Annotated in this window: 10 protein-coding genes; 3 read left to right on the top strand and 7 right to left on the bottom strand. The window is 60.7% G+C overall.

What is annotated here, in order from left to right; genetic code table 11:
- Nucleotides 1–107 precede the first annotated feature (107 nt).
- Entirely contained in the window at nucleotides 108–3,935 is a 3,828-nt protein-coding gene (locus FYK55_RS11105; protein WP_150076475.1) for a caspase family protein, read from the bottom strand.
- On the opposite strand from FYK55_RS11105, the gene FYK55_RS11100 reads away from it, so the two are divergent.
- A complete protein-coding gene (locus FYK55_RS11100) occupies nucleotides 3,926–5,995 on the top strand; it encodes a vWA domain-containing protein (RefSeq protein WP_150076474.1) in 2,070 nt (689 codons plus the stop codon). The two genes, FYK55_RS11105 and FYK55_RS11100, sit on opposite strands and share 10 nt — an antisense overlap.
- A 123-nt stretch (nucleotides 5,996–6,118) precedes the next feature.
- Here the strand turns inward: FYK55_RS11100 and FYK55_RS11095 are convergent, their stop codons facing one another.
- From FYK55_RS11095 to FYK55_RS11085, 3 genes are all read right to left on the bottom strand, one after another.
- Complete coding sequence (locus tag FYK55_RS11095; protein ID WP_235908605.1) at nucleotides 6,119–8,812, bottom strand: protein kinase family protein; 2,694 nt, start codon at nucleotides 8,810–8,812, stop codon at nucleotides 6,119–6,121.
- Nucleotides 8,813–9,055: 243 nt separating this feature from the next.
- Nucleotides 9,056–9,640, bottom strand: coding sequence for a hypothetical protein (locus FYK55_RS11090; protein ID WP_150076473.1), 585 nt, complete (start codon nucleotides 9,638–9,640; stop codon nucleotides 9,056–9,058).
- 264 nt (nucleotides 9,641–9,904) lie between these two features.
- Complete coding sequence (locus FYK55_RS11085; RefSeq protein WP_150076472.1) at nucleotides 9,905–12,451, bottom strand: dockerin type I domain-containing protein; 2,547 nt, start codon at nucleotides 12,449–12,451, stop codon at nucleotides 9,905–9,907.
- Nucleotides 12,452–12,566: 115 nt separating this feature from the next.
- On the opposite strand from FYK55_RS11085, the gene FYK55_RS11080 reads away from it, so the two are divergent.
- Together FYK55_RS11080 and FYK55_RS11075 are read left to right on the top strand one after the other, a co-directional pair.
- Complete coding sequence (locus FYK55_RS11080) at nucleotides 12,567–14,654, top strand: hypothetical protein (protein WP_235908604.1); 2,088 nt, start codon at nucleotides 12,567–12,569, stop codon at nucleotides 14,652–14,654.
- Between the two features lie 259 nt (nucleotides 14,655–14,913).
- Complete coding sequence (locus FYK55_RS11075) at nucleotides 14,914–19,251, top strand: hypothetical protein (RefSeq protein ID WP_235908603.1); 4,338 nt, start codon at nucleotides 14,914–14,916, stop codon at nucleotides 19,249–19,251.
- Nucleotides 19,252–19,318: 67 nt separating this feature from the next.
- Here FYK55_RS11075 and FYK55_RS11070 read toward each other — a convergent pair whose 3' ends face one another.
- The 3 genes from FYK55_RS11070 to FYK55_RS11060 form a co-directional block, all read right to left on the bottom strand.
- Nucleotides 19,319–19,747, bottom strand: a complete 429-nt coding sequence (locus tag FYK55_RS11070) for an FKBP-type peptidyl-prolyl cis-trans isomerase (RefSeq protein ID WP_150076471.1) — start codon at nucleotides 19,745–19,747, stop codon at nucleotides 19,319–19,321.
- 268 nt (nucleotides 19,748–20,015) lie between these two features.
- Nucleotides 20,016–21,536, bottom strand: coding sequence for a cardiolipin synthase (cls, locus tag FYK55_RS11065; protein WP_201743683.1), 1,521 nt, complete (start codon nucleotides 21,534–21,536; stop codon nucleotides 20,016–20,018).
- 160 nt (nucleotides 21,537–21,696) lie between these two features.
- Nucleotides 21,697–22,098 carry an SxtJ family membrane protein gene (locus tag FYK55_RS11060; RefSeq protein ID WP_150076470.1) on the bottom strand — a complete coding sequence of 134 codons (402 nt, stop codon included), beginning with the start codon at nucleotides 22,096–22,098 and terminating at the stop codon, nucleotides 21,697–21,699.
- Nucleotides 22,099–22,194 lie beyond the last annotated feature (96 nt).

Genomic DNA, 22,194 nt, shown 5'->3' with positions numbered 1-22,194 from the left:
GGCTGGCTCTGCCAGCCGTTGATGACATGGCTGCGAGGGGTGGGCAGGCGGAGCCTGCGTGACATTGGGTTCCAAGGCGGGAGCCTTGGAACCAGGGGCGGTGTTGATCAACGTTCCGTGGACGTTAGGGGCAACTCCAGGTGTCGCAGCAAGTCATCGGGACTGGCGGTGGGGTGTTGAGAGCGCCCTTCCCGCTCGCTGTCCTCTGCGACGGTGCGGGTCACGAAGGCGACGGCTTCAGAGAGCGAGACAACCTGATCATCGTTTTGATCAGCGGCCCCTTCGAGCGCTTCGACCAGGCGCTGCGTGAACCGCCCCAATCCGGCTTCGCGAACCTCCGCCGCTTCCTCGTCTCCTTCGCTGGCGGTCAACGTCAGGACCAGGTCCTGTTGCAGCAGTCGGAGGACACTCTTCAGGTCATCGTCGCGCATCAACGGCTGAATCGCTCCGCTGTGACAGGAGTCGATGATGGCCAGCTTGCGACAGGGAAGCGATGCCAGCAAAGACAGATCGTCAAAAGACAGGCAGTCGCGGTACTGGTCGTTCATCAAATCACGAAAGTCTGCGTCGGCGGCGACGAAGTACCATTGATTGGTCCGGCGGTCGCGCAGCCCGTGGCCGCAGAGGTACATCACGACCAGGTCGTCCGGAGAAATCTCTTCGGACAGACGCTCCACCGCGGCGCGGGCAAAGATCCGCCACAGGGAACGCGTTGCATCTTGTTCGGACAACTGCTCGGTCGACACCTGATACAGGTCGCCGGAGTGGTGCCGGAAAGCTTCCGTGACCGCGGTGGTCGAATCGGTGGCAAAATCCAACGACTGAATTCGCGGATCGCGGTAGTTGCCGATGCCCAGGGCCAGCACATGCAGACGCGGCTGCCGCGGGGGCGCCGTTGGGGCTTCACGCGGAAAGGCGAACGAGACGCGATCGACCGCTTCGGCATCGGTGGCCGCGACGATTTCCAATCGCAATTGCGGGTCGCTTGGCAGATCAAATCGCCAACGGTAGGTGTGTTTGACCGCGCCGCTGGCCGCGTCGGTGACCCTCTCGATCGGTTGCCTTTTGATGGCGGGGACGCCACTCAGAAATGCTTTCGGTGCAACGAGACGGGTTCCCAGGGGCGCGGAGATCGCTGCCGTCACGGTCACGGTTTCACCCCGCAACGTCGTCCCGGATTCGGGGCTGATCAATTCAATTCGTGGTTTGGTCAGATACTGTTGGACAATCCTGCGATCGCCCGGCGGTGGCTTGGTCCCAGCAAGCGACTCGCGCATCGCGGCCGGCAGGCTACCCGCTCGCAACAGACGCCGCATCACGTCCGGACGCTCCAACGCTTTGCGAAATTGTGCGGCACGGAAGAAGTCCGGCAACAGTTCGACACCGCGGTTGATTTGCCACCCGAAACGTTGGTGTCCGTTGAACGAGGCGTCGTAGTAACCGGCCGGGGTCCAGAAGGCCCATTCGCGATCACGATCGATCAACAACGTTGCCAGGGGACGCCACGCCGGAAAACTTTGAAAGCTCGGTCGCGGGCGGCCAAATCTCGAAAAGCGAAACGTCACTAGCGTGTCGAACGGTAGCGTGCGCAGCCGTTCCAGAACTAGCTCGGGGCCGGAAGCTTCACGCAATTGATTCTGGGAATCGCTCCAACTGATTCCGACCAATTGGTCGCCCTGACGCACCCCACGGAAATACAGAGGCCCGTCTTCACGAACGCTGCTTGCGACCAGTGACTGCTGGTCGACATCCAGTTCCAGCCCCCAACGATTCACCAACGGGGATGCCGTCAGAAATCCCTGCAGATTCCACAAGCAAACGGTTGCGTCGCTGGATCCGGAAACGAGGTAGCGTCGATCGCTTGAAGCCTGCAAGGACCGCACGTCCGCCGTGTGCCCGCGATACTGACGCAGCAACTGTGGCGGATCCTGGTCGTCGGCCGCGAACACGTACAGGTTGTTTCGGCCGTTGGTTCCGATCACAACGGCGGCTCCGTCTTCACCCCCATCGATGGTGGCGATCGCGGTGGGGGCCCCGTGCGTGTCGATTGACAGCGGCAGAACACCGCGCGGTTGATCGTCACAGAACAAGCGGTAGCGCGGAACGCCGTCGATCCACTCGCGTTTGATCGTCCACGATTCCGGCAAGCGTTGCGCAGGCAGCCAGCGGTCTTGATCCTCCCGAGTTGACCGAAGCGAGATTTCGGCCAGGTCGAAGATGTCTGTGGGGGCGGCTGCATCGTCGGGACTCTGGTTCAGGGAGGGCTCACGAGTGACAGCAATCCGGTACGGTTCACCGTCGGCGAAGGCCACTTTCGCGATTCGGCTGGCGGGGGCGTCTAGGTGCTGGACGGGCGTCGAAGCAATCTGACCGGCATCGTCGACGGCGAAAGATTCAACTCCCTGTCCGACCGCGACGGTGACAAGGTTTTGCTGGGGCCGAAAGACGCACGACGCGATCGCATGATTCAGCAATCGTTCGCTGCGGAACGTGGGAACGTCGCCCTGGAGGTCCCAACACTGAAGACGCGCCACGCGGCGACCGTTGACGACGCCCGCCAACGCGGTGCCAAGGAAAACACGGCCTCCGTCCGGGGCGATCGCGGCGCACAGCGGCGTCCCGCCAGGCTGCAAGCGTTGGGCAGACACGACGGTTCCCCTGTCGTCGAATTTCCAGACCGAAACCAAACCCGAACGATCGCCGGCAATCAAGCATCGCCCATCCTCGGTCGCTTGAATCAAATTGACCGTCCCCGAGAATTCGCTTTCCGGAAGCAGCCGGGTTTTGCCGGAAATCAAGTCGACGCGCTGCAATTTCCATTTTGCGACGTCTTGGTCTTGTTCTCGGTCAATCCGATCCAGCGAGGCGCGGATCAATTCATCCGGGCCGCGGTAGGACAGGGGGACGAACCCGCGGAAGGGTTTCAGCCGGTCGGCCGTGTCTGCACCGTACGTTTGCGCGTCGACAGCGAACAGCGTGCGCCCCGCCCACAGTCCCGATGCCGGGTCTTCCTCCCACAACATGACCTGTCCATCTAAATCCTGGGAAGCCAATTGGTTGCGATCCCCCGGAGCCCAAACCAAAGACTGCACGACCTGACGGTGACCGTTTTCAAAATCCACCAGAGGGCGGAGCAGTTTTCCGGAGGCGACATCGACGACCCAGATTTCGCCCGTGGCACCCATCGCGCCGTGTCCGGCGAAGGCCAGTGTTTGGTCTTTGCAGGCCAGCGCATAGATTCGTCCTCGCGGGCCGCGCGCGACTTGCCACCGAATGGTCCGCTCATGGACTCGGCGGTTCGCATCGCGAGGGTCGGAGCGCCAAACGTGAACGTCTTTGTCGTCGCCGGCCGACACCAGGTACTGGCCGTCGGCTGACAAAGTCAGGGCTCGAATCAGCGCGGTGTGGCCCTCGTAATCCAGACGCAGGATTGGACGCAATGGACCGGTTGATCCGGGCGCAGCCCGGTCGACACCGCTTGGGTCGGTGTCCGTGAGCACGTCGTCCTGATGACGAGGCAATTCGGTCTCGGCCGGAAGCTCCACCGGAGCGACTTGATCGGTGCCGCTTGGTGGATCGGTGTCGGGAAGCGTTGATTCGGCGGGCAGGTCCGGTGGCTGGTCCGTGGGCAACTGGGATTCCGGCGGCAATTGCGCGACGGCCAGGGGTCCCACGCAGGAAGCCATCACGAACATCAGACAGGCGGTGGTGCACCATCCAACCCCGGCAATCCGGCGAACCGCGGACAGGAACCTGTCGGCCCCTCGGCGCACCGCGCATCTTGAGCGTTGGCAGTTTTCCAGACGTTCGTGCGTGTTCAGGCAAAGCATCAATGCGTGGCGGGTTCGGTGCGTGGATTTCGGGTTGTCGTTACCATGATAGACGTCCCCCGTCGCAACGACGCACTCCTTTCGGTCCACCAATCGTGAATTCAAACGTTCGTTCCCGTCGGAATTGCTTGGTCATCCTGGTGATGCTCGTGTGGTTGAACACGCCGGTGTCGCCGCTGGACGCTCAGGCGCCCGAAAAAGATGCGGGCGACCCGCCAAGTCCGGTTTCTTTGGCGCTTTCAACGATGTTTTCGCCCTTGGAAGCACCGGACCGAAAGACCATGGGGTTGCTGCAACGCAATTTTCTGGACATGGCCGGTGGAAGCGAGACCGAGTTGGAAGTCGCTTTGGTGATCGACGGGACCGATTCGATGTCGGCCGAATTGGGGGGCGTTCGACAATCCGTGGACCGCATGCTGCAGGATCTGCGGCGATTTCGCTCCAAGGAGATTCGAGTCGCCGTGGTGGTGTATCGAGACCATGGCGCTGTATCCGGTGAATTTAGCATTCCCTTGCGAAACTTCACGTCCGATGCGGAAACCATCGATCAGGCGATCGGAACGTTGCAGCCTGAATCGGGGGCGCCGTTCTTTCAGGAACTTCCCGACGTCGGACTGCACGTCGCGTTGACGCAGTTGCCATGGACCGACGATCCGAGCGTCACCAAGTGGATCCTGCTGTTCGGGGATGCTCCGCCGTACGATGTCGCTCAAAAGTATCCCGACTATCCCACGGCCCGACGGCGGTACACCGACGCGCTGCTGGGTTCGTTGGCTCGCAATCGCAATATCCGAATCAATTGTGTCTTGTGCACCAGCAGCGAAGAGAACAGCCAGTCGTACGAACAGGTCATCGACCAAACGCGTGGGTTCATGAGCCAATTGGCCAGCGATACCGACGGGGTCATGTTGGACCTTTCCTATCCGGCGATTCAGAAGGCGCTAGTCCAGGCAGCGAAAACTCCGGATGTGAATTATCAGCAGATCGCATCGATCACCGAGGCGGATTTGGCCGCCGTTCGGCAGGTTGATGCCGCTCGGGCCCCCGCCGAAATCGTGATTGCCGTCGTGCCTCACGAGCCGCTCGATTCGGTTCGATTCGATCCCCAACTGGATTCGGTGCAGGTCGCGACGGCGATTCGTTACCAGTTTGCTCAGTTGCCCGGTGTGCGAACGGTCAGCCCCGTCGACGTTCAGCGACAACTTCGCCGGTTGCGTGCCGAGGGACTCTCCGACAATCAAACCGTTCGCGGTCTGGCTGGACGGTTGGGCGTCGACTATGTGTTGTGGGGCCAAGTATCCGCTGGTGATGCGACGGTTCAAACGGCGGCGTATCGACGCCGCGACGGGCAGGCCGTGGTACGAGTTTCCTTCGACGGTGATCGCGGACGATTGACCGACGTGATTCTGACGGCCGCTGCCAAAGAGGGGCAGCCCGACGAAGCCATCACCCGCTTGGCACGGGCGGTCCAGAAGAATGCTTCCGAGGCGCGGCTGCTGGGACCGATCGCGGAAAGTGGAGCCACGACAGCCGAATTGTTGAGCGCCATTGAATCGCTGGGGCAGGCCTTGGCGTACCCGGCCGGATCGGAGGAGTCGGTCCAACGTTTGGGCCAGGCGCGACGGAGCTCGCAAGCGGCAGCCGCGGCTGAACCACGCAATCCGATCGCCCAATGGTTATCGGCTAACGCGTTGTTCAATCTGGCTGCGCACCAGTTTCGGGCTGGCGATGACGATGCCGCGCGAGCCCTCATGAGCGAATCCAAATCGGCGCTCCGGCGGGCCGCCCGATCGGTCGACCGCGTCGCGTCGGAAGCGTTGGCACTTGAGATTCGGGCCGACGAAGCGTTGCTGATTCGTGGCGACGCGGAACAGGCCGTCGCAACCTACCAGACGTTGACGGAAACCCAAATGCCTCGCGCGTCGCAGCTTCGCGGACACTGGATGCTAGCCGGGATTTACGCCGGCGATTGGGGTGTCTCTCGGTCGGTGGTCGACAGGCAGAAATCGCGTCAACACGTGATCCAAATTCTTGCCAATTGGCCGGACAGTCCTGAAGCGAGCCAATTGAAGCACTGGTTGATGTGGGACGATGCGGCAGGCGAAACACGTCACAACTACTTGCCGTTGATCAACGCCGAAATGAGCGAGGTCGACGGGGTGTGATCCCGAATCGGTTTGGCAATGGTATGCCTTTAGCCGGAGGGGTGAATTTCAACAAGCAATCCTTCTGGTTCGGAAAACTACACGAACTCCAAGCGGGAGCGGCTGTGTTGTTTTTCGAGCTTGTCAGCGATTTGCGATGCGATGCGACGCCGCAGGAGATGGAACGGACACTGCTGAATTGATGTCTTCCCGCGGCGGATCGCGTTCACCAGCGGGGCTTCTCGCATCGGGGGCATCGACAGCGATCGGTAACGGATAGGTGGATGCCACCAGTTGGCACCAATCCAGATCCCATCGACAGATCGCTCCGCCGGCGGTGCCTGCGATCAATCGGTTTCGCTTCGCATCGATTCGGACGCTCTCGACGCTGGGGAATCCGGTTGGCAAGACGGCCGCCGTTTTGAACGGCGCGGAGGTCTTCAGCAGCCAGACTTGACCGTCGTAGGTTCCGGCGGCGAGCCATCGCCCGTCGGCGGTGGCATCCAGGCAACTGACCGGTCGGTTGCCCAGTTTCAGGTCGTTGGCGGGCGGTTGAAGGTTTTTGTTTTGGACCGTCAGCCAACCGTCACTGTCACCGGCGGCGACGATCGGGCCGGCCGCGCAGATCGCCTCGATCGTTCCTCGGTGCGGCTGCGCTCGCGCGATCAAGTTTGGCGGAGTGGTGATCTGCCATGCCGATATCGATCCGGTTGCGTCGCCCAGAAACACGGTGGTCGAGGTGGCGGTCGGGTCAAAAGCCAAGCCGCGGTTCCGGGCGCCGTCGGCGCTGATCGACAATGCCTCGGGGGCGGAGTTCGCTTGAATCGATTCGGTCACCTCGTCCCAACGGTAGGCAGACACGTTGCCGGTTTCGGACAAGCCGACCAGCCAGGTTCCGGTCGGATCAAAGAACCACTGCTTCATGACATCGATCGACGAGAAGCGGCCGACAACCGACAGCTTTCCGTCACCGCACTGGACCACGGTTGCGGTCTGGTCGGCGGATCCGACCAGCACCTGGTGGCCGGACGGGTGCGCCGCCACCGCCAGGACTTCGTCTTCAAAGTCGCCCAGGACGGTCGCTTCGGAGACGCCGGCGTCAATGTTTGGCCAGTAGTGAAGCACGCTGGATGCTGCCGCCAGGACCGATGCGCCGGAATCGACCAGCGTCATTGCTTCACGGTAAATGGGGGTGGGCAGTGGAGGTTGCAAGGGAATGCGGGTAGACGGCCGTTGGCTGGTCGCTGGCCAAAGGAAAGGCGTCTGGTCGTAACCGATACTCACCAAGGACCCGTTGCTGGTGATGAGCACGGATTCGACCGCGTCGCTGTGTCCGACCCAGGTCGTTTTTTCAGGCTCGGCCCACGCCGCGTCCTTGCTGCAAGCTTTCAGGAAAAGCGTTTCGGCGGCTTCCGGATCCTGACCAAACTTGTTGCGAGCGGACTCGGCCAATTCGCGCGCGCTTGCTTCGGCGGGCGGACCTTCGCCCTGACGTGTCTCTAGCGTTTCCTGTTGTCCCGAACCGTCGCTTTGGCGTCCGATTTCGGGGGCGAAAAGGATCACCGTCGCCAATACAAGCAGTGCGGCGACCGCCAGTCCGCCGATCCAAAATGGGAGACGTCGGTCCGGCTTGCTTGGCAACTCCTTCGCGGCGATAGCGCTGGCTGCAGCCACGGCGGCGGTTCCGGACGCTTCCGAACGCGTTTCGCCCGGGCGGGTTTCCAGCGAGACGCCTTCGGTGTCCAGTTGACCCGATTGGGCCGGCGCTGGATGCCGGGTTGCCACCAGCGGACCGGTTTGATCAGGCGCGTTGGTTTGATCAGACTGGCCGGAAGGTTGCGATGGCTGACCGGCGTGTGGGAAGCCTTCCGCGCGTAAGGCATCTCGAAGCGCGCTCACGAAATCCCCGTTCGACAGAAACCGCTCCTGCCAGTCCAGTTGCGTTGCCCGTTTAAGAACCGCCTGTTCTTGTGGGCCCAGTCCGGAGAAAGACAGGTCGCCACGGCGGTGGGCTTCCAGGACTTCGTACAACGTCCCATCGGCGACCGGCAACGATCCGGTCCGCAGATGGTAGTAGGTGACGGCCAGCGAGTATTGATCGCTGGTTTGGCTGGGGTGCCCCGAGATCGCTTCGGGAGCCATGTAGGCGGGAGTTCCGGAAGCGCTGGTGGCGGTGATCTGATTGCGAGTCAAAATCCGAGCCAGGCCGAAGTCGCAGATCACGGCGCTGTTGCCCAACACCACGATATTGGCCGGTTTGACATCGCAGTGCTGGATCGCGACCGGACCGCTACCCAGATCATGTCGGGCATCGTTTAGAAAGTCCAAACCCTTGGCCGCATCTTCCATGAAGGAAAGCAATTCGCGGGGGGGAATCCCCGGCTGTCCGTCCTGGACGCACTGCTTCATTCGGTCATACAAACTTTCGCCGCCAAGCAACATGGCGACGACCAAGGTCGCCGCATCACGTTGGGGCGTCATCGAGATGTCCGAACGGTCGAATTGCGCCGTGGCCGTGATGTCGATCGTTTCGATCGCTTCATCGGGCGCGTCTTCAATGACCCTGCCCTGCTCATCGAGCAACCAGATGGCAACGATCGGCATCAAGTTGGCTTGGCGAATCTGCTTGATCCGTTTGACCGCTTCAAACTCTTTCTGCCCCTGACCGCCGGTCAGGTCGATGAATTTGACGGCCGCAGCGGTTCCACCCGGCGCCGAGGCGCGCCAGACCTGGCCAAATTGTCCCCGTCCCAAGAATTCCTGGAGCCGGTAACCGGGAGCAAATTCGTATCCTCGCCGCAACATGTTGGCCAAACAGATGGTGAACGATGCGTCCAATGACCGACGCGGGAATCAACGGAATTCAGCAGGCGATCTGTTCGCTTGATCTCGACGGGACCGGCGACCGTCGCTTCCTGGATTCCAGAATTATAGCTGATCGGCGGCAGGATCGTTCTTCACCAGAACCCGACGTAGCCACGCTCGCCAGAGCGTGGAAGATGACTTCAAGAAGCTCGCAGAGCGTGGAGCATGCGGCGCCACCGTCTGGCGACGGTAGCTACCGGGCTTTTGACTCTTGCCCTAGTGATGGAAGACCTCCTTCAGTCGGCCAATGAATTCCGGTTCGCCGTCGGTTGCGTAGGCACCTTCGCCACCCTGCCGCCTCCCGCACGTGTAATTCAGCCAGACATTGGTCTTTCCGAACAGGCCGTTGTAGTCCATGCCCCAGGTGCCTTCACCGAAACCGTCGGCCGCGTTGGAATGTCGGGCCCGTCCGCGGTCGCTTGACGGTGGCCAAAGCCGGGGCAAATGGGCGGACGGCTCGCCCCCGCCGACGAACCACACGCTGTATTTCGCCGATGTCGAGCATTTCGCCCAGGGGGCCACCGAGTGCGGCGATCCGGCTCGCTCGCAATCATCCATCTGGTAGCGTTGGGGAGGACAACCACTGAGGTCCCGATCACCAGGCATTTCACGCTCGGGTTTTTTCGGGTGCCCCGGATCGCGATCCACCCCGTGGCAGCATGTCGTGCCGGCGTTTGCCGGGCCTTGATTTGTCGAGCCAGTGGCCAGGCAATGTCGGCAAGCATTCTGCGCCCGTGCGGACGCTCCAGCGATCAGGATCAGCAGGCAGGCGGTCGATGCGGCGGTCAAGAAAAGACGCATGGGCAACACCGCGGTCGGATGTAACGGAGGGGGTCGGTCAAAGACTCTTCTCCGTGGGTATCGTCCAATGAATGTCCGCGTCGGCAGCACGACCGGTCCAATCGCTACAAATTGCCAGGCCCGCAAACTGACGTTCCCGGGTTCCGGCCTTCGCAAACGAGTTGGCGCCGCTTAGTTTCACCCTCGTCGTTTCCGTGGGCTCATGCCGACGGGCAGAAGCTGTCGGCGCTTCGCGACTGGAGTCAAGAAGGACCCTCGGCAGAATCAGGTGCCGAACGGGTTGCGATTGAATTTTTGGAACGGCACCCGAACACCGCCGATGGTGAATCGATCGACGCGGGTCGATTGCAGGGGGCTGAATCCGATTTGTCCGGCGGATGTCACGACATCGTCCTGGTCCACGCCATCGCCACTGACACCCAGGCCACCGGCAAGTCGGCTTCGCTGGTCGACGTAGATCGCGGTGCTGCCTGGAAAGAAGACCACGCCGTTCTGATTTGCCAACGGTTGGTTTCCGCCACCGCCGGCGATCTGAACGTTGGCATCACCGGGATCGCGGAAATTCCGGCTGGCGATGAATGCGTCAAACATCACGGTGCTGGGATGACCGGCGGAGGCGTAGACCTGGAAGTCCAGCGGCTGTTGCGAGTCCAAGTTTTCCGCGGTCAGCGGGTCGATCCCCGGCAGGCGAAGTCCGCTTTGCGGGCCGACTTCGACGCACAGTGTGGGCTTCGCATCGCACAGCGAAACCAGCGGATCGTTGGTCAGGCCATCATTGATACCGCCGCTCAGTTTGATGCCTGTCGGAAAACGCGGTTCGACCAAGAAGCGAAATGAACGGCTGGTCAAAGCGGTTCCCAACGGAAACGTGTCGCCGGAATCGTCTTTCAGACTCATGCTGATCGCCGAATCGTCGCGCAGTCCGTCTCCGTTGAAATCGACGCGATCGGCTTCGACCAAATCATCGGGGTCGGCATAGTAAGCGGTATTGCGGCTCTTGGCGACCGAGACATCGATCGAGAACACGGTGGCATCGGGCATGCGGTACAGCCCCAACAATTCGCCATCGGTATCGGAAACCGCCAGCACCATGCGTGTGGTTGCGCCGGGGCGGAATCCGTTGTCGATGTCCAGCCGGATGGCGGCTCGGGTCCGTTCGGCTTCGGCGATGCCCGTTTCGATCATCTGCTGCACCTCGGCAGCGGTCAATTCTCCGTTGGGCGAATCATGCGGCGCGACCAGCCAGCCTTCGGGAACCGGGTTTCCGTCCAGCAGCGTTGTCGCGTCGGGAAGCACCGCCACGTTGACGCCGGAGTCGATCCCGGTGCCAACCTTTCGCGCTTCGTGAATCACGCGATCGATCCCGGGCTGACGAAAGGACCGGTCGGGGGTTGGGCCATAAATCTCCAGCGTGATGCCGACCAGATCGATCCGGCCAGTAGGCAGGACGAACTGTTCCAGTTCCGGCAACTGGCGGTTGAACTCATTCAGGTTACGGACAAACGCGTTGGGGCCGACCATGCCGCCGCCGGCCGCCGCGATGACCGCCGCCGCTTCCGCTTCCAAAACTTTGGCCGCATTGGTCCGTTGTTTTTCCGACTGCGTGACTCCGCCGTTGTCATCGGTGTGCTGGAATCCCTGTTCAAACGTGGCGAATCCGTCGTCACCCGGAAAGAAGACGCCGATCCCGCCAACCAGGTTGATCGATTCGCTAGGTTTGCTGGCGCCGGGAACCGCCTTGTACAACGGGACGCCGCCCGGCAGGGTGCCGATGCCGCGGGCGACGCTGGTGGTCGAGGTCCCCGACTGTTCGCCGTAGCTTTCCGGCCAGGTCGTGAAGAACGTTTCGGCGGCTTCGGGAATGAATGCGGGGTCCGCGTTGAAACGCGTGTTCAGGAAAAAATCGTCCGCGGTCCCCTTGGTCCCGTCGGCTCCGGCATGGCGACGACTGTCGCGACTTTGGTGCTCGATCGCGAACAGGTCGACTTGCGGCGTGTAGTCGACTTCGGGCGGAAAGTGTCCGCCCACGCCGATCGGGGCGACGAACCCCGGTCCCCGGTACGCCGGATCGGCATCGGTCGGGGACGATTCGACTTCACGCTGCGTCACCGTGGATTGGCTGATGAACCGAACCGTGCGGCTGGTCAACGGTGCCGCGTTGCTGCTGAAGAATGCTGCGGTCCGGGCCTTGGCAACGGCACCGTCGATGGCAAAAGCCAGGGTCTCGGCGTCCGACGTCACAGCCGGTGAAACTCCGTCCTCGACGCGGACCCCCAAGATTCGGCCGGAGCGGTCCACGATGGCAATGATGGCATCGTCGCTGGCAGTCGCCATGGATGCTCGCGACAACAGCGTTTCCACTTCGTTGGCGGCAAGCAGGTTTTCGCTTCCACCCGATTCGTTCAGATTGAATCCGGCGGTGAAGGTCGTTCCCACACCGGGGGCTTTGGCAATCGCGTCGAAGTCGATCGGGGGCGGCGGTGGCAATTCAGCTTCCAAGTCGCGGGCCAAGTGATTGATCACCATCAGCGCATCAATCGCCGACACGTTCAAATCTCCATTGACGTCCGGGGCGGCCGCGACCGGCGGCGCGGCGCCTGATCCCTCCAGCGACGCACCTTCCGCGGCCAGCCCGCTTTTCCCATGGGTCGATTGGCGCGACAGATAGTTGACGACCCACAGCGCATCGATTTGGGTCACGCTACCATCCCGGTTGACGTCCGCTGGGGCCTCCGCGTTGTGCAGCGAAGCCGCCAGCAGGCGACGCCCCTCCAGGGCTTGAAATCGGGGCGATCGGAAACGTCGTCTCATGGCCGTGCGTTCGAAGGCGATCGGGGCAAGCGGGGGCAACCCATCCTGCTCAGCTTAACTGGTTTAGTGTCGGTCGAGATCAAACTCGAAAAATAGCAAAGTCAACGCATCTGGAATGATCGGAATAATCGTCAAAGCCGATACCGAGAGAGACGGGATCGTTCTGTCATCGTCCTTTCCACGGATTCACCCATCCGACATGGGGTTGCCACGTTTTGTCGTCAAGATTGCCGCCGCGGTCGGAGTTCTGTTCGCGGCGGCTGGGGCATGCGCGCAAGATGGTAATTCACTGGGCAAGTTGCTGGACGAAGCTCCTTATCGCGACGATGTGACGGCGTCGACATCGGGGCTGCCCGAACCGGTGATCTTGGATTTGCCGCCGCCGGTTTCGGCAGGGGGGCAGGAAGTTCTTGGGTCTGGAGGCACCGAACCGTTGCGGCCCGGGGTGTTGCGCGATCCGCAAGAAGCAACGGAATCACTGCCACCGATCCTCGTCGGCCGGGACGACACACAGGAACTGTTCCGATGGCCGGGTGGAGCACCGTATGGATTCACCGGTCCCAGCGGCATCCTGCCTTCCGAACGACAGACCAGCAATCACTTCATCCCCGTCGATGATCGCTGGCGGCTGGGCCAGCAAGCTTCTGACCGCTACGGCAAGGCACATCCGCCGTTGGACGATTACCCCGGGATCGAAGGCGCGTGGTGGGACCCGTACAACCAGAATGTGCTCAAAGGCGACTACCCGATCATCGGGCAGCACACGTTCTTGAAATTGACCGCCAAGAGTTTCAACCTGTTTGAAGGCCGGCAGCTTCCGACACCGACGACGCCTTTCGAAGCGACTCGCAATCCGGGCGCCGCCGCCTTTTTCGGCGATCCCGATTCATTCTTTTTTCAGTCGTACGACTCGATCGCCGTTGATCTGTTCCACGGCAATGCCGCATTCAAACCAAATGATTGGCGGGTGCGTGTGGACCTGGTTTACAACATGAACAACTTGACCGCGGACGAATTGGGGGTCGTCAATCCGGACGTTCGCAAAGGTACCAGCCGGTTCCGTCAGGACTTTGCGCTGCAAGAATGGTTTTTCGAAACCAAGCTTTCTGATCTCAGCCCTTACTACGATTTTGCGTCGCTTCGTCTGGGCAGCCAATTGTTCGTCAGCGACTTTCGCGGGTTCATCTTCGCCGATATCAACCGGGGCGTGCGGCTGTTTGGAACGCGTTACAGCAATCGTGACCAGTTCAACGTGATGTGGTTGGATCAAACCGAAAAGGAAACTAACTCGCTGCTGAATCGGTTCAATGAGGATCGCCACCAGAACACGTGGATCGCGAACTACTACCGCCAGGACTTTCTGTTTCCCGGGTGGAACGTCAATGCATCGTTTCACGCCAACCACGATCAACCCAGCACCGAATTCGATCGCAACAACTTCTTGGTGCGCCCCGACCCCGTCGGCGTGTTCGCTCCCCATGACGTCCGGGCGTACTACTTTGGCTGTGCCAGCAACGGACACATCGAACGGGTGAATGTCAGCAGCGCGTTCTACTACGCCTTCGGCCGAGATGATCTGAACCCGCTGGCCGGTCGGGAAATCGACATCAGTGCCTCCATGGCTGCGTTGGAGTTGTCGTACGACCGGGACTGGGTGCGATTCCGCAGTTCCTACTTTTACAGCAGCGGTGACAGCGATCCCAATGACTCCAAGGGCACGGGTTTTGACGCTATTCTGCCAAATCCCAATTTCGCCGGCACGGAGTTCAGTTACTGGGGGCGTCAGGGCGTGCGGTTGTTCGGCGTCGAGCTGACGAACCGGTTGAGTCTGACGCCCAGTTTGCGGAGCAGCAAGTTTCAAGGGCAGACAAACTTTGTGAACCCCGGACTGCACCTGTTGAACTTTGGTGTGGACGCTGATTTGACGCCCCGGCTGAAAACGATCAACAACGCCAATCTGCTGTGGTTTGACGACACCGCCTCCTTGGAAACGTATCTGTTCACCGGGCGTGTTCGGGAGTTCATCGGAACGGACCTGAGCACCGGCTTGGAGTACCGTCCGCTGTTGAACAACAACATTCTGTTGCTGGGCGGTCTGTCCACGTTGATCCGTGGAGATGGATTCCGGGATCTGTTTCAGAACGTCAACGGAAAAACCCGCAACCACGTGGCAGGGTTTCTGGAAGTCGCGTTCGAGTATTGACTCCGCCGCGTCGCGGCTTTTGGTCGTTGTTTTGCAAGCATCACAAAATCGACGTTTCCACGCTACACGCTTTTGTGGATACTTCTTGCGGCGGTGACCGGCCCAGCCCGCCGCGAAGCCTCGTTTTGCCGCATTCCGTCTGGGCGGCCAGCCCCACACCACGAGGAAGCCACTGACCTTCCGGGAGCGGGCAGCTGCCGCGGGTCGCCCGGGCCGCTGGGGTTGCTCCGGCGGCGCTGCAGGATGAAAGCGAATGCCGATGAACGGATTCTGGAACAGATCACGCCCCTGGCTTGCCTGGGCCCTCTTCACGCTCACCGCGTCCGGTGCGGCGGCGCAGACACCGGCGCCCTCCCCCACGCAGTTGCCTGCTAAAACACCCGCGCAGACGCCTGCTAGTAGACCCGAGCAGCGGATCGATTGGTGGCGTCAGGCGTTGAGACAGTCGCCGACGGCGGGCCGCGAATCCTTGCCGAATTCAGGAGCCCTGCCGGCCACGGAGTCGGGGCCGGTCGAGTTTTCGTTGTCGGATGAAATCCCGAACGCCGTCGAGGATCCGCATCCGAAACAACCTTCACATGCGATGCCGAAGGCGACGGGCGATCGGCCGACAGAGAACTCGGCCGGAAACCGGCATCCGACGTTCCACGGTCAACCGATCCGATCCGCCGTCGCCGGGGCAGAGGAGCCGGACATCGGTTTTCGCAACGATGATCCTTGGGATTTGGCCCGGCGACTGGGGGTGGCCGACAATGCGTCCTATCCGATCCCGGAGGATTTGCGACACGTCAATCTGGCCACGCAATCCGAATCGGCGGCCAATGCGAAGAGCAGCGGATGCATCCATTGTCACACCGATGTTGGCAACATGCATTCGGGCGACACCGTGCAGATCGGCTGCACCGATTGTCATGGCGGGGACGCCACGAGAACGGATTTGGAAGCTGCCCACGTGATGCCGCGGTACGCCGCGGCTTGGAAAAGCAGCGCCAATCCGGTGCGGAGCTACACGCTGTTGAATCACGAATCACCGGAATTCATCCGCTTCGTCAACCCGGGTGACCTGCGCGTCGCGCACATCGCCTGTGGGCAGTGTCACGCCAACGAAGTGTTGCAGCTTCGCAAGAGCATGATGACGCACGGATGCATGCTGTGGGGAGCGGCGTTGTACAACAACGGATCCACCGACGAAAAGTATTCACGTTTTGGTGAATCCTACAGCATGATCGGCACGCCCCAGATCATGCAGACGGTTCCCGCCCCCACACCACAGGAAACGAGGGACAAGGGAGTCCTGCCGCGTTTGCAACCGCTGATTCCCTATCAGATCAGCCAACCGGGAAACGTGTTAAGGATCTTTGAGCGCGGCGGACGGTTCCGTCCCGAAGTCGGAATCCCTGAGCGACTGGAGGAACCGGGACGGCCCCGCGAGCGACTTTCCCTGCGAGGTCTGGGGACGGAGAACCGCACCGACCCGGTGTTCATCGGTTTGGCCAAGACACGGCTGCTCGATCCGACGCTGAACTTTTTGGGAACCAACGATCATCCGGGCGACTATCGCAGCAGTGGATGCAGTGCCTGCCACGTGTTGTACGCAAACGACCGCAGCCACACCGCCAGCGGATTCATCGCCAAGTACGGAAACCGCGGCCGCGCCGCATCCCAGCCGGATCAGTGGGTTCGCCACGTCGATCCGATGATCGACAAGAGTGAAAGCGGGCATCCCATCCAACACAAGTTTGAACTGCGGATGCCGACCAGCCAGTGCATCGTCTGTCATGTCCACCCGGGGACCAACGTGCTGAACAGCTACTTGGGGTACATGTGGTGGGACAACGAGACCGATGGCCAGCTGATGTACCCGCGTCATCAGAAGGAACTCACCGCGGAGGACTACATCCGGGCCACGGAATCCAATCCCAATGAAGCCGCGGCGCGGGGGCATTGGAGCGACCCGGAATTCTTGGCGAATGTCAGCGACCTGAATCCCCACCTGCGCCACACGCAGTTCGCCGACTTTCACGGACACGGATGGGTCTACCGCGCCGTATTCAAAAAGGATCGGCACGGGCGATTGCTGGACTGGAAAAACGATCCGGTCCCCGAGGTGACGACCGAAAAGCTACAGCAGGCAGTGGCTCCGACCCAAGACAGCGAACAGCGATTGGGACGGTGTCGCAGTGAAACCCCAACGCACATGTTGGACATTCACATGGAGAAGGGGATGCACTGCACCGACTGTCATTACTACCAGGACGGTCACGGCAACACGAAGCTGTATGGGGAAGTCCGCGCCGCCATCGAGATTCAGTGCGTCGACTGCCACGGCACCGCCGGTCAGTCGTTGGTGGAGCTGGTCGAATCGCAGCTGGACGCCGGCCAGCCGCCCCGGTTGCCGACCAGTGGCCCGGCGGCACCCCAGGGAGGAACGAACCTGCTGGCCATGCGAACCACCTTCGACCAGCCCCGGTTCGAGATCGTTCGCGAAATCGGCCAGCCGCCAAAACTGATCCAGCGGAGTACGGTCGATCCCGATCGGTTCTGGGTAGTCACCCAGACCGCCGACACGTTGCGGCCCGGTCACCCCGATTACAACCCAAGGTCGCACGCGGCGAAGACCGTGCGGAGGGACACCGATGGCGAGTTGACTTGGGGGGGCACCGACGACCAGGCGGTGCTGCGATGCGCCCATTCGAACGACAACATGTCCTGCATCGCCTGCCACAGTTCATGGAACCCCAGTTGCTTCGGATGCCACCTGCCGCAACGCGCCAACATCAAGTCACCCGAACTGCACAACTTGGGCGACGTGACACGCAACCGGACCAGCTACAACTTTCAAACGCTACGAGACGACGTGTTCATGTTGGCGCGCGACGGCAACGTCACCGGCAATCGAATCGGACCGGCACGGAGCAGCTGCGCCATCCATGTCAGCAGCTACAACGCCAACCGCGAAGCAATCTACACACAACAACAGACGATCAGCGGCGACGGGCTGAGTGGGATCGCATTCAGCACCAACGTACCCCACACGGTCCGCGGAGGCCCGGGATGGGAAAACGAATCGGGGCACGCCCATGCCGGCATCTATGAGACAAAAAGCTGTACCGACTGTCACGTGTCCATCAGCGAGGACAACAACGCCATCATGTCCCAGCTATTGATGCAGGGGACCGGATTTACCAACTTCATCGGCAAGTACTGTTATGTCGCCGCGGGTGAGCATGGGTTCGAGGCGGTGGTTGTGACTGAGAATACCGAACCGCAAGCCGTGATCGGCAGTTCGCTGCACCAGCTGGCTTACCCGGACAATTTTCGTGAGCACGTTCACCGTCAGCGCCAGCTGGAACACAGCCACGAACACCCGGGGCGGGACGTCCTGGAATCGCTTGCCTTGCCTTTCCGAAAGCCGGAGGTGCTGGACCTGCAGCACCGTGGCGAGTACCTGTACGCGGCCTGCGGCGAGGGCGGATTCCGCGTGTTTGACATTGCGTTCATCGACGACAAAGCGTTTAGCGAACGGATCACCACGGCGCCGGTGTCGCCGGCGGGACAACGTTTCTACGTGCGGACCAAATACGCCACCGGCGTGGCTTCGCCGGCGACCATTGCCCCGGATCCGACCCGCAAACAGGATCCGGAAAACGAAGAGTCGGCGGTGCATCCGATGTACGCCTACATCTACGTCAGCGACCGGGAGGAAGGGTTGATTCTGGTTGGAGCTGGCACCCTCCTGGACGGCAATCCGCTAAACAACTTTCTGGAACGGGCGTTGACGTTCAATCCAGACGGCCTGCTGAACGGGGCACGGTCCGTTCAGATCGTCGGGACGTACGCCTACATTTGCTGTGATGCCGGGTTGGTCGTCGTTGATTTGGACGATCCGACTTGTCCGACCGTCACGCACGTGCTCGGAGGCGACGTTTTGGATCATCCTCACCAGGTGGCATTTCAATTCCGCTACGCGTTCGCGACGGATCGCCAAGGGGTCAAGGTTTTGGACATCACGGATCCGGCGCACCCCACGCTGGTCCGGTTGGTGCCTATGGACGACGCGCACGGGATTTACGTGGCCCGGACGTACGCCTATGTGGCTGCCGGACGCAACGGGTTGGTGATCTTGGACGTGGAGCGACCTCGGGAAGCAACCATCGACCAGGTCTACAATGCGAACGGCTGTATCAACGATGCGCACGACGTGCAGTTGGGAATTACCAACGTGAGCCAGTTTGCTTACTTGGCCGACGGCAAGAATGGTTTGCGCGTGATTCAATTGACCAGCCCGGAGATCCCCGGCAACGACGGGTTCAGTCCGCGCCCGGCGCCGTTCCTGGTCGCCACCTACAAGTTGCCGAAGGATGGGCACGCGTTGGCGATCAGTCGCGGGATGGATCGGGATCGTGCCGTGGATGAAAGCGGCAATCAGATTGCGGTGTTCGGTCGCGTCGGTGCGCGTCCGCTGAATCGCGCGGAGTCCTGGAGAATGTATCGGCGACCGGACGGAAGCGTCTGGCACACCAGCGACGACCCGTTTGATCCGAGCGTGTTTCGAATCGAAGGCGAAGCGGCCATCCGGCGGGCACTCGGCCGCTGACTCCAGACGCCCGCTGCGAGGCAAGGACCAAGAAAAGGGGACGGACCCGGGACGGACCCCTTTTTTGTTAGACGATTTCGACCAGCTCGATGTCGAAGTTGAGCGGTTCCCCGGCGAGGGGATGATTTCCGTCGACCGTGATCGAATCGTCATCCACCGCGGTCACCGAGAGTCTGATTACCTGGCCGCTCTCGTTCTGTGTCTGCAGTTGCATGCCGACAGCGGGCGTCATGTCATCGGGCAGCTGGTTTCTGGGCACCTTTTGAACCAGCTGGTCGTGCCTTGGGCCGTAGGCTGCTTCCGGCTGGATCTTCACGGACTTCTTATCGCCCACGGCCATGCCTTCAACGGCGTTGTCGAAACCGGGAATGACCTGGCCGCCCCCGAGTGCGAACTCCAGCGGATCCCGCCCCTGGGAACTGTCGAACTGCGTTCCGTCGTCAAGTTTACCGGTGTAGTGAATCCGAACGGTATCGCCCGATTTTGCTGCGGTCATGTGCTGGCTCCGTAGTTTCTGTCGCATCCACGTCGAACGTGCCTGGTAATCAAGGGCGGGTGCCGGCAGCAGCCCGTTGATAGGACGACACGTCCGAGACTGAAAAACGTTCGCTGACGCTCAGTGTATCAGATAGGAACGTGTATCAGGGGCAAGAAAAGTGGACGGACCCCTTTGGAGACCGCGGCCGTGCTCGATCTTGATCGGCGTCTGCTGGCTCCACTTGTTTTTTGAGGGAAATCGGAATCGCGTTGCCGTTGGGGTATGCTTACTGAATCGGGGCGAACAATCGGCAGACCCGCACGGCGAATCGGAATGGCAGCGAACCATCTCGGTATTCCGCTGCGGATGCCAGACGGCTGTGTTGAAAGTCGGTTTCCAGCATCTGTTCGACACTCGCCGCGAATTCGGCATCTTCCAACAACATGGTCACTTCAAAATTCAATCGCATCGACCGGTTGTCAAAGTTTGCAGTCCCGATGGCGGCGGTCTTGCCATCGACCAGAATCACCTTCTGGTGCATGAACCCGCGTTCGTACCAGTGAAATTTGATACTCGTTTCTTCGAGTTCTTCCAGGTACGAATAGACGGTCATTCCCACCACGAAGTTGTCGTATTGCTCGGGAACCAGAATTCGCACGTCCACGCCCCGCAGCGACGCCAATTGAAGGGCAGAGACAAATTGCTGGTCGGGGGCGAAATACGGTGTGGCAATCCAAATGCTTTCCGTGGATGAATTGATCAAATCCAGCAACATCAGCGTGCCGGTTTCAAGGTTGTCGGCCGGTCCGGTCGGCAGGCACAACGCCCTCACGTCTCCCTGAGGAGCGCGATGCGGTTCCCAATTCAATTCGGGGATGTTCCCTGTCGCCCAACTCCAGTCTTCGACGAAAGTGACTTGGGCTTCCAACGCGGTGGGGCCTCGCACGGCAACGTGCGTGTCCCGCCAAGGGGTGAGCGTATCGTCTTTTCCCAAGTACTCATCGCCCACATTGTGGCCCCCCACAAAGGCTTCTTTGCCATCGATCACCACGATCTTTCGATGGTTGCGAAAGTTGACGCGGAAACGGTTCTGCCATCCGCGGGTCGTTCGAAATGCAGCCGTTTGAACGCCGGCGTCGCGAAGTTGTGAAAGGTACGCGTCCGGAAGACTGTAGCTGCCCAACGCATCGTAAAGAAAGAAAACCGACACGCCCTCTTTGGCTTTAGCGATCAACGCGTCCTTCAGTCGGTTCCCCAGATCATCATCATGAATGATGTAGAATTGAAACAGTACATAGTCGGTCGCTTCGGTGATACCTTCGACAATCGCGTCAAACGTCGCTTCGCCGTCGATCAGCAGGTCCGCGTCGTTAAATCGTGTGACCGGCATTTGTGCCAGGTTTTCCAACAACGTCTTGCGACGCAGATCGATCGCATTTTTGGGGTCGATCAGCATGCCGCCCTCTGCGAGCAGGCCGATCACATTCCGCTCCGTTTCGCTTTCAGCCAACATGGTTGCGTGGCGTTTCATGTGGTAGCCGTCAAACTTTGATCGGCCAAACACCCAGTAAGCCGGTACGGCCACGTAGGGAAAGGTATTGAGCGAAATCGCCCATGCGATGGCGCCTTGCGCGGTACGGGTCGACATGATCGCTTGCACCGAAGAGATGGCGCCCAACAGATGCGCCACCAGGAAAACGAGCACGCGCAGTTTTCGTCGTCGCTTCGACCGACTTTTCCGTTTGCCGGAAGCATCCCCTTCCTGCTCTGGCTGCGGCACATTCTCAGTTGATTCGTCGACAGTCATCGGAGCGTTCTTTGTTGAGCTGACTTTGCTGGACACCGCCTCTTTCAATCAAAAATACCCTGAATTGCGATGCAATGAGCGGCAAGGCGGTCGCGGCCGGTGGTGGTGCGAAAAAAACGCGGTTTGCGCAGCGCGGCTCACGCAAAGTGTCGCTGTCCAGTTAGAACGTCTCAAAATAACGGGACAACGCTTGCTTTTTTCGATGCTCGGACCAGACGGATGCTTGGTCAGGTTGCTGCCTGCGAATGTCGCGACCGGACCAACGCAGCAGCAACCCGATCGGCGTCAACACCACGTAGAAGATCAGGGATAGAATCACGGTCAAGACCAACCACTGGATCGGGAAGGTCAACGCGCGAAACCCGTTGTAGATCGGACGCCTCGATTTCGGGACTGCGTAATAGACCAGCGTGAGCGCGACCGCTAACACCAACAAGGCCGTGGCGATCCCGTCGGCGCCGAACCGCCACTGCGCGAGCGCGGCAAACATCACCAGCATCAACGCCAGCGATCCGCCGAAGTACCGCAATTGCTGGTCGGTCAAAGGAGGGGAGTGGATCATTGTTGGTCGGCCATTCGCATCGAACCCGTTTCGCAAAACGTCTTCTCAGATCATGAATCGACACGGTGCCGGTGTAAAGAGCCGGTCGAACCATGG

The organism is Roseiconus nitratireducens (assembly GCF_008629675.1).
Taxonomy (GTDB): domain Bacteria; phylum Planctomycetota; class Planctomycetia; order Pirellulales; family Pirellulaceae; genus Stieleria; species Stieleria nitratireducens.
Note: the sequence above shows the minus strand (reverse complement) of the source record. Positions and strands in the feature narration are given on the sequence as shown.

What these genes read in the sequence shown, in the direction of transcription:
- FYK55_RS11090 (WP_150076473.1), bottom strand. Translation starts at nt 9,640, where the DNA reads ATGCGTCTTTTCTTGACCGCCGCATCGACCGCCTGCCTGCTGATCCTG.
- FYK55_RS11085 (WP_150076472.1), bottom strand. Translation starts at nt 12,451, where the DNA reads ATGAGACGACGTTTCCGATCGCCCCGATTTCAAGCCCTGGAGGGGCGT.
- cls (WP_201743683.1), bottom strand. Translation starts at nt 21,536, where the DNA reads ATGACTGTCGACGAATCAACTGAGAATGTGCCGCAGCCAGAGCAGGAA.
- FYK55_RS11060 (WP_150076470.1), bottom strand. Translation starts at nt 22,098, where the DNA reads ATGATCCACTCCCCTCCTTTGACCGACCAGCAATTGCGGTACTTCGGC.
- FYK55_RS11070 (WP_150076471.1), bottom strand. Translation starts at nt 19,747, where the DNA reads ATGACCGCAGCAAAATCGGGCGATACCGTTCGGATTCACTACACCGGT.
- FYK55_RS11080 (WP_235908604.1), top strand. Translation starts at nt 12,567, where the DNA reads ATGATCGGAATAATCGTCAAAGCCGATACCGAGAGAGACGGGATCGTT.
- FYK55_RS11075 (WP_235908603.1), top strand. Translation starts at nt 14,914, where the DNA reads ATGAACGGATTCTGGAACAGATCACGCCCCTGGCTTGCCTGGGCCCTC.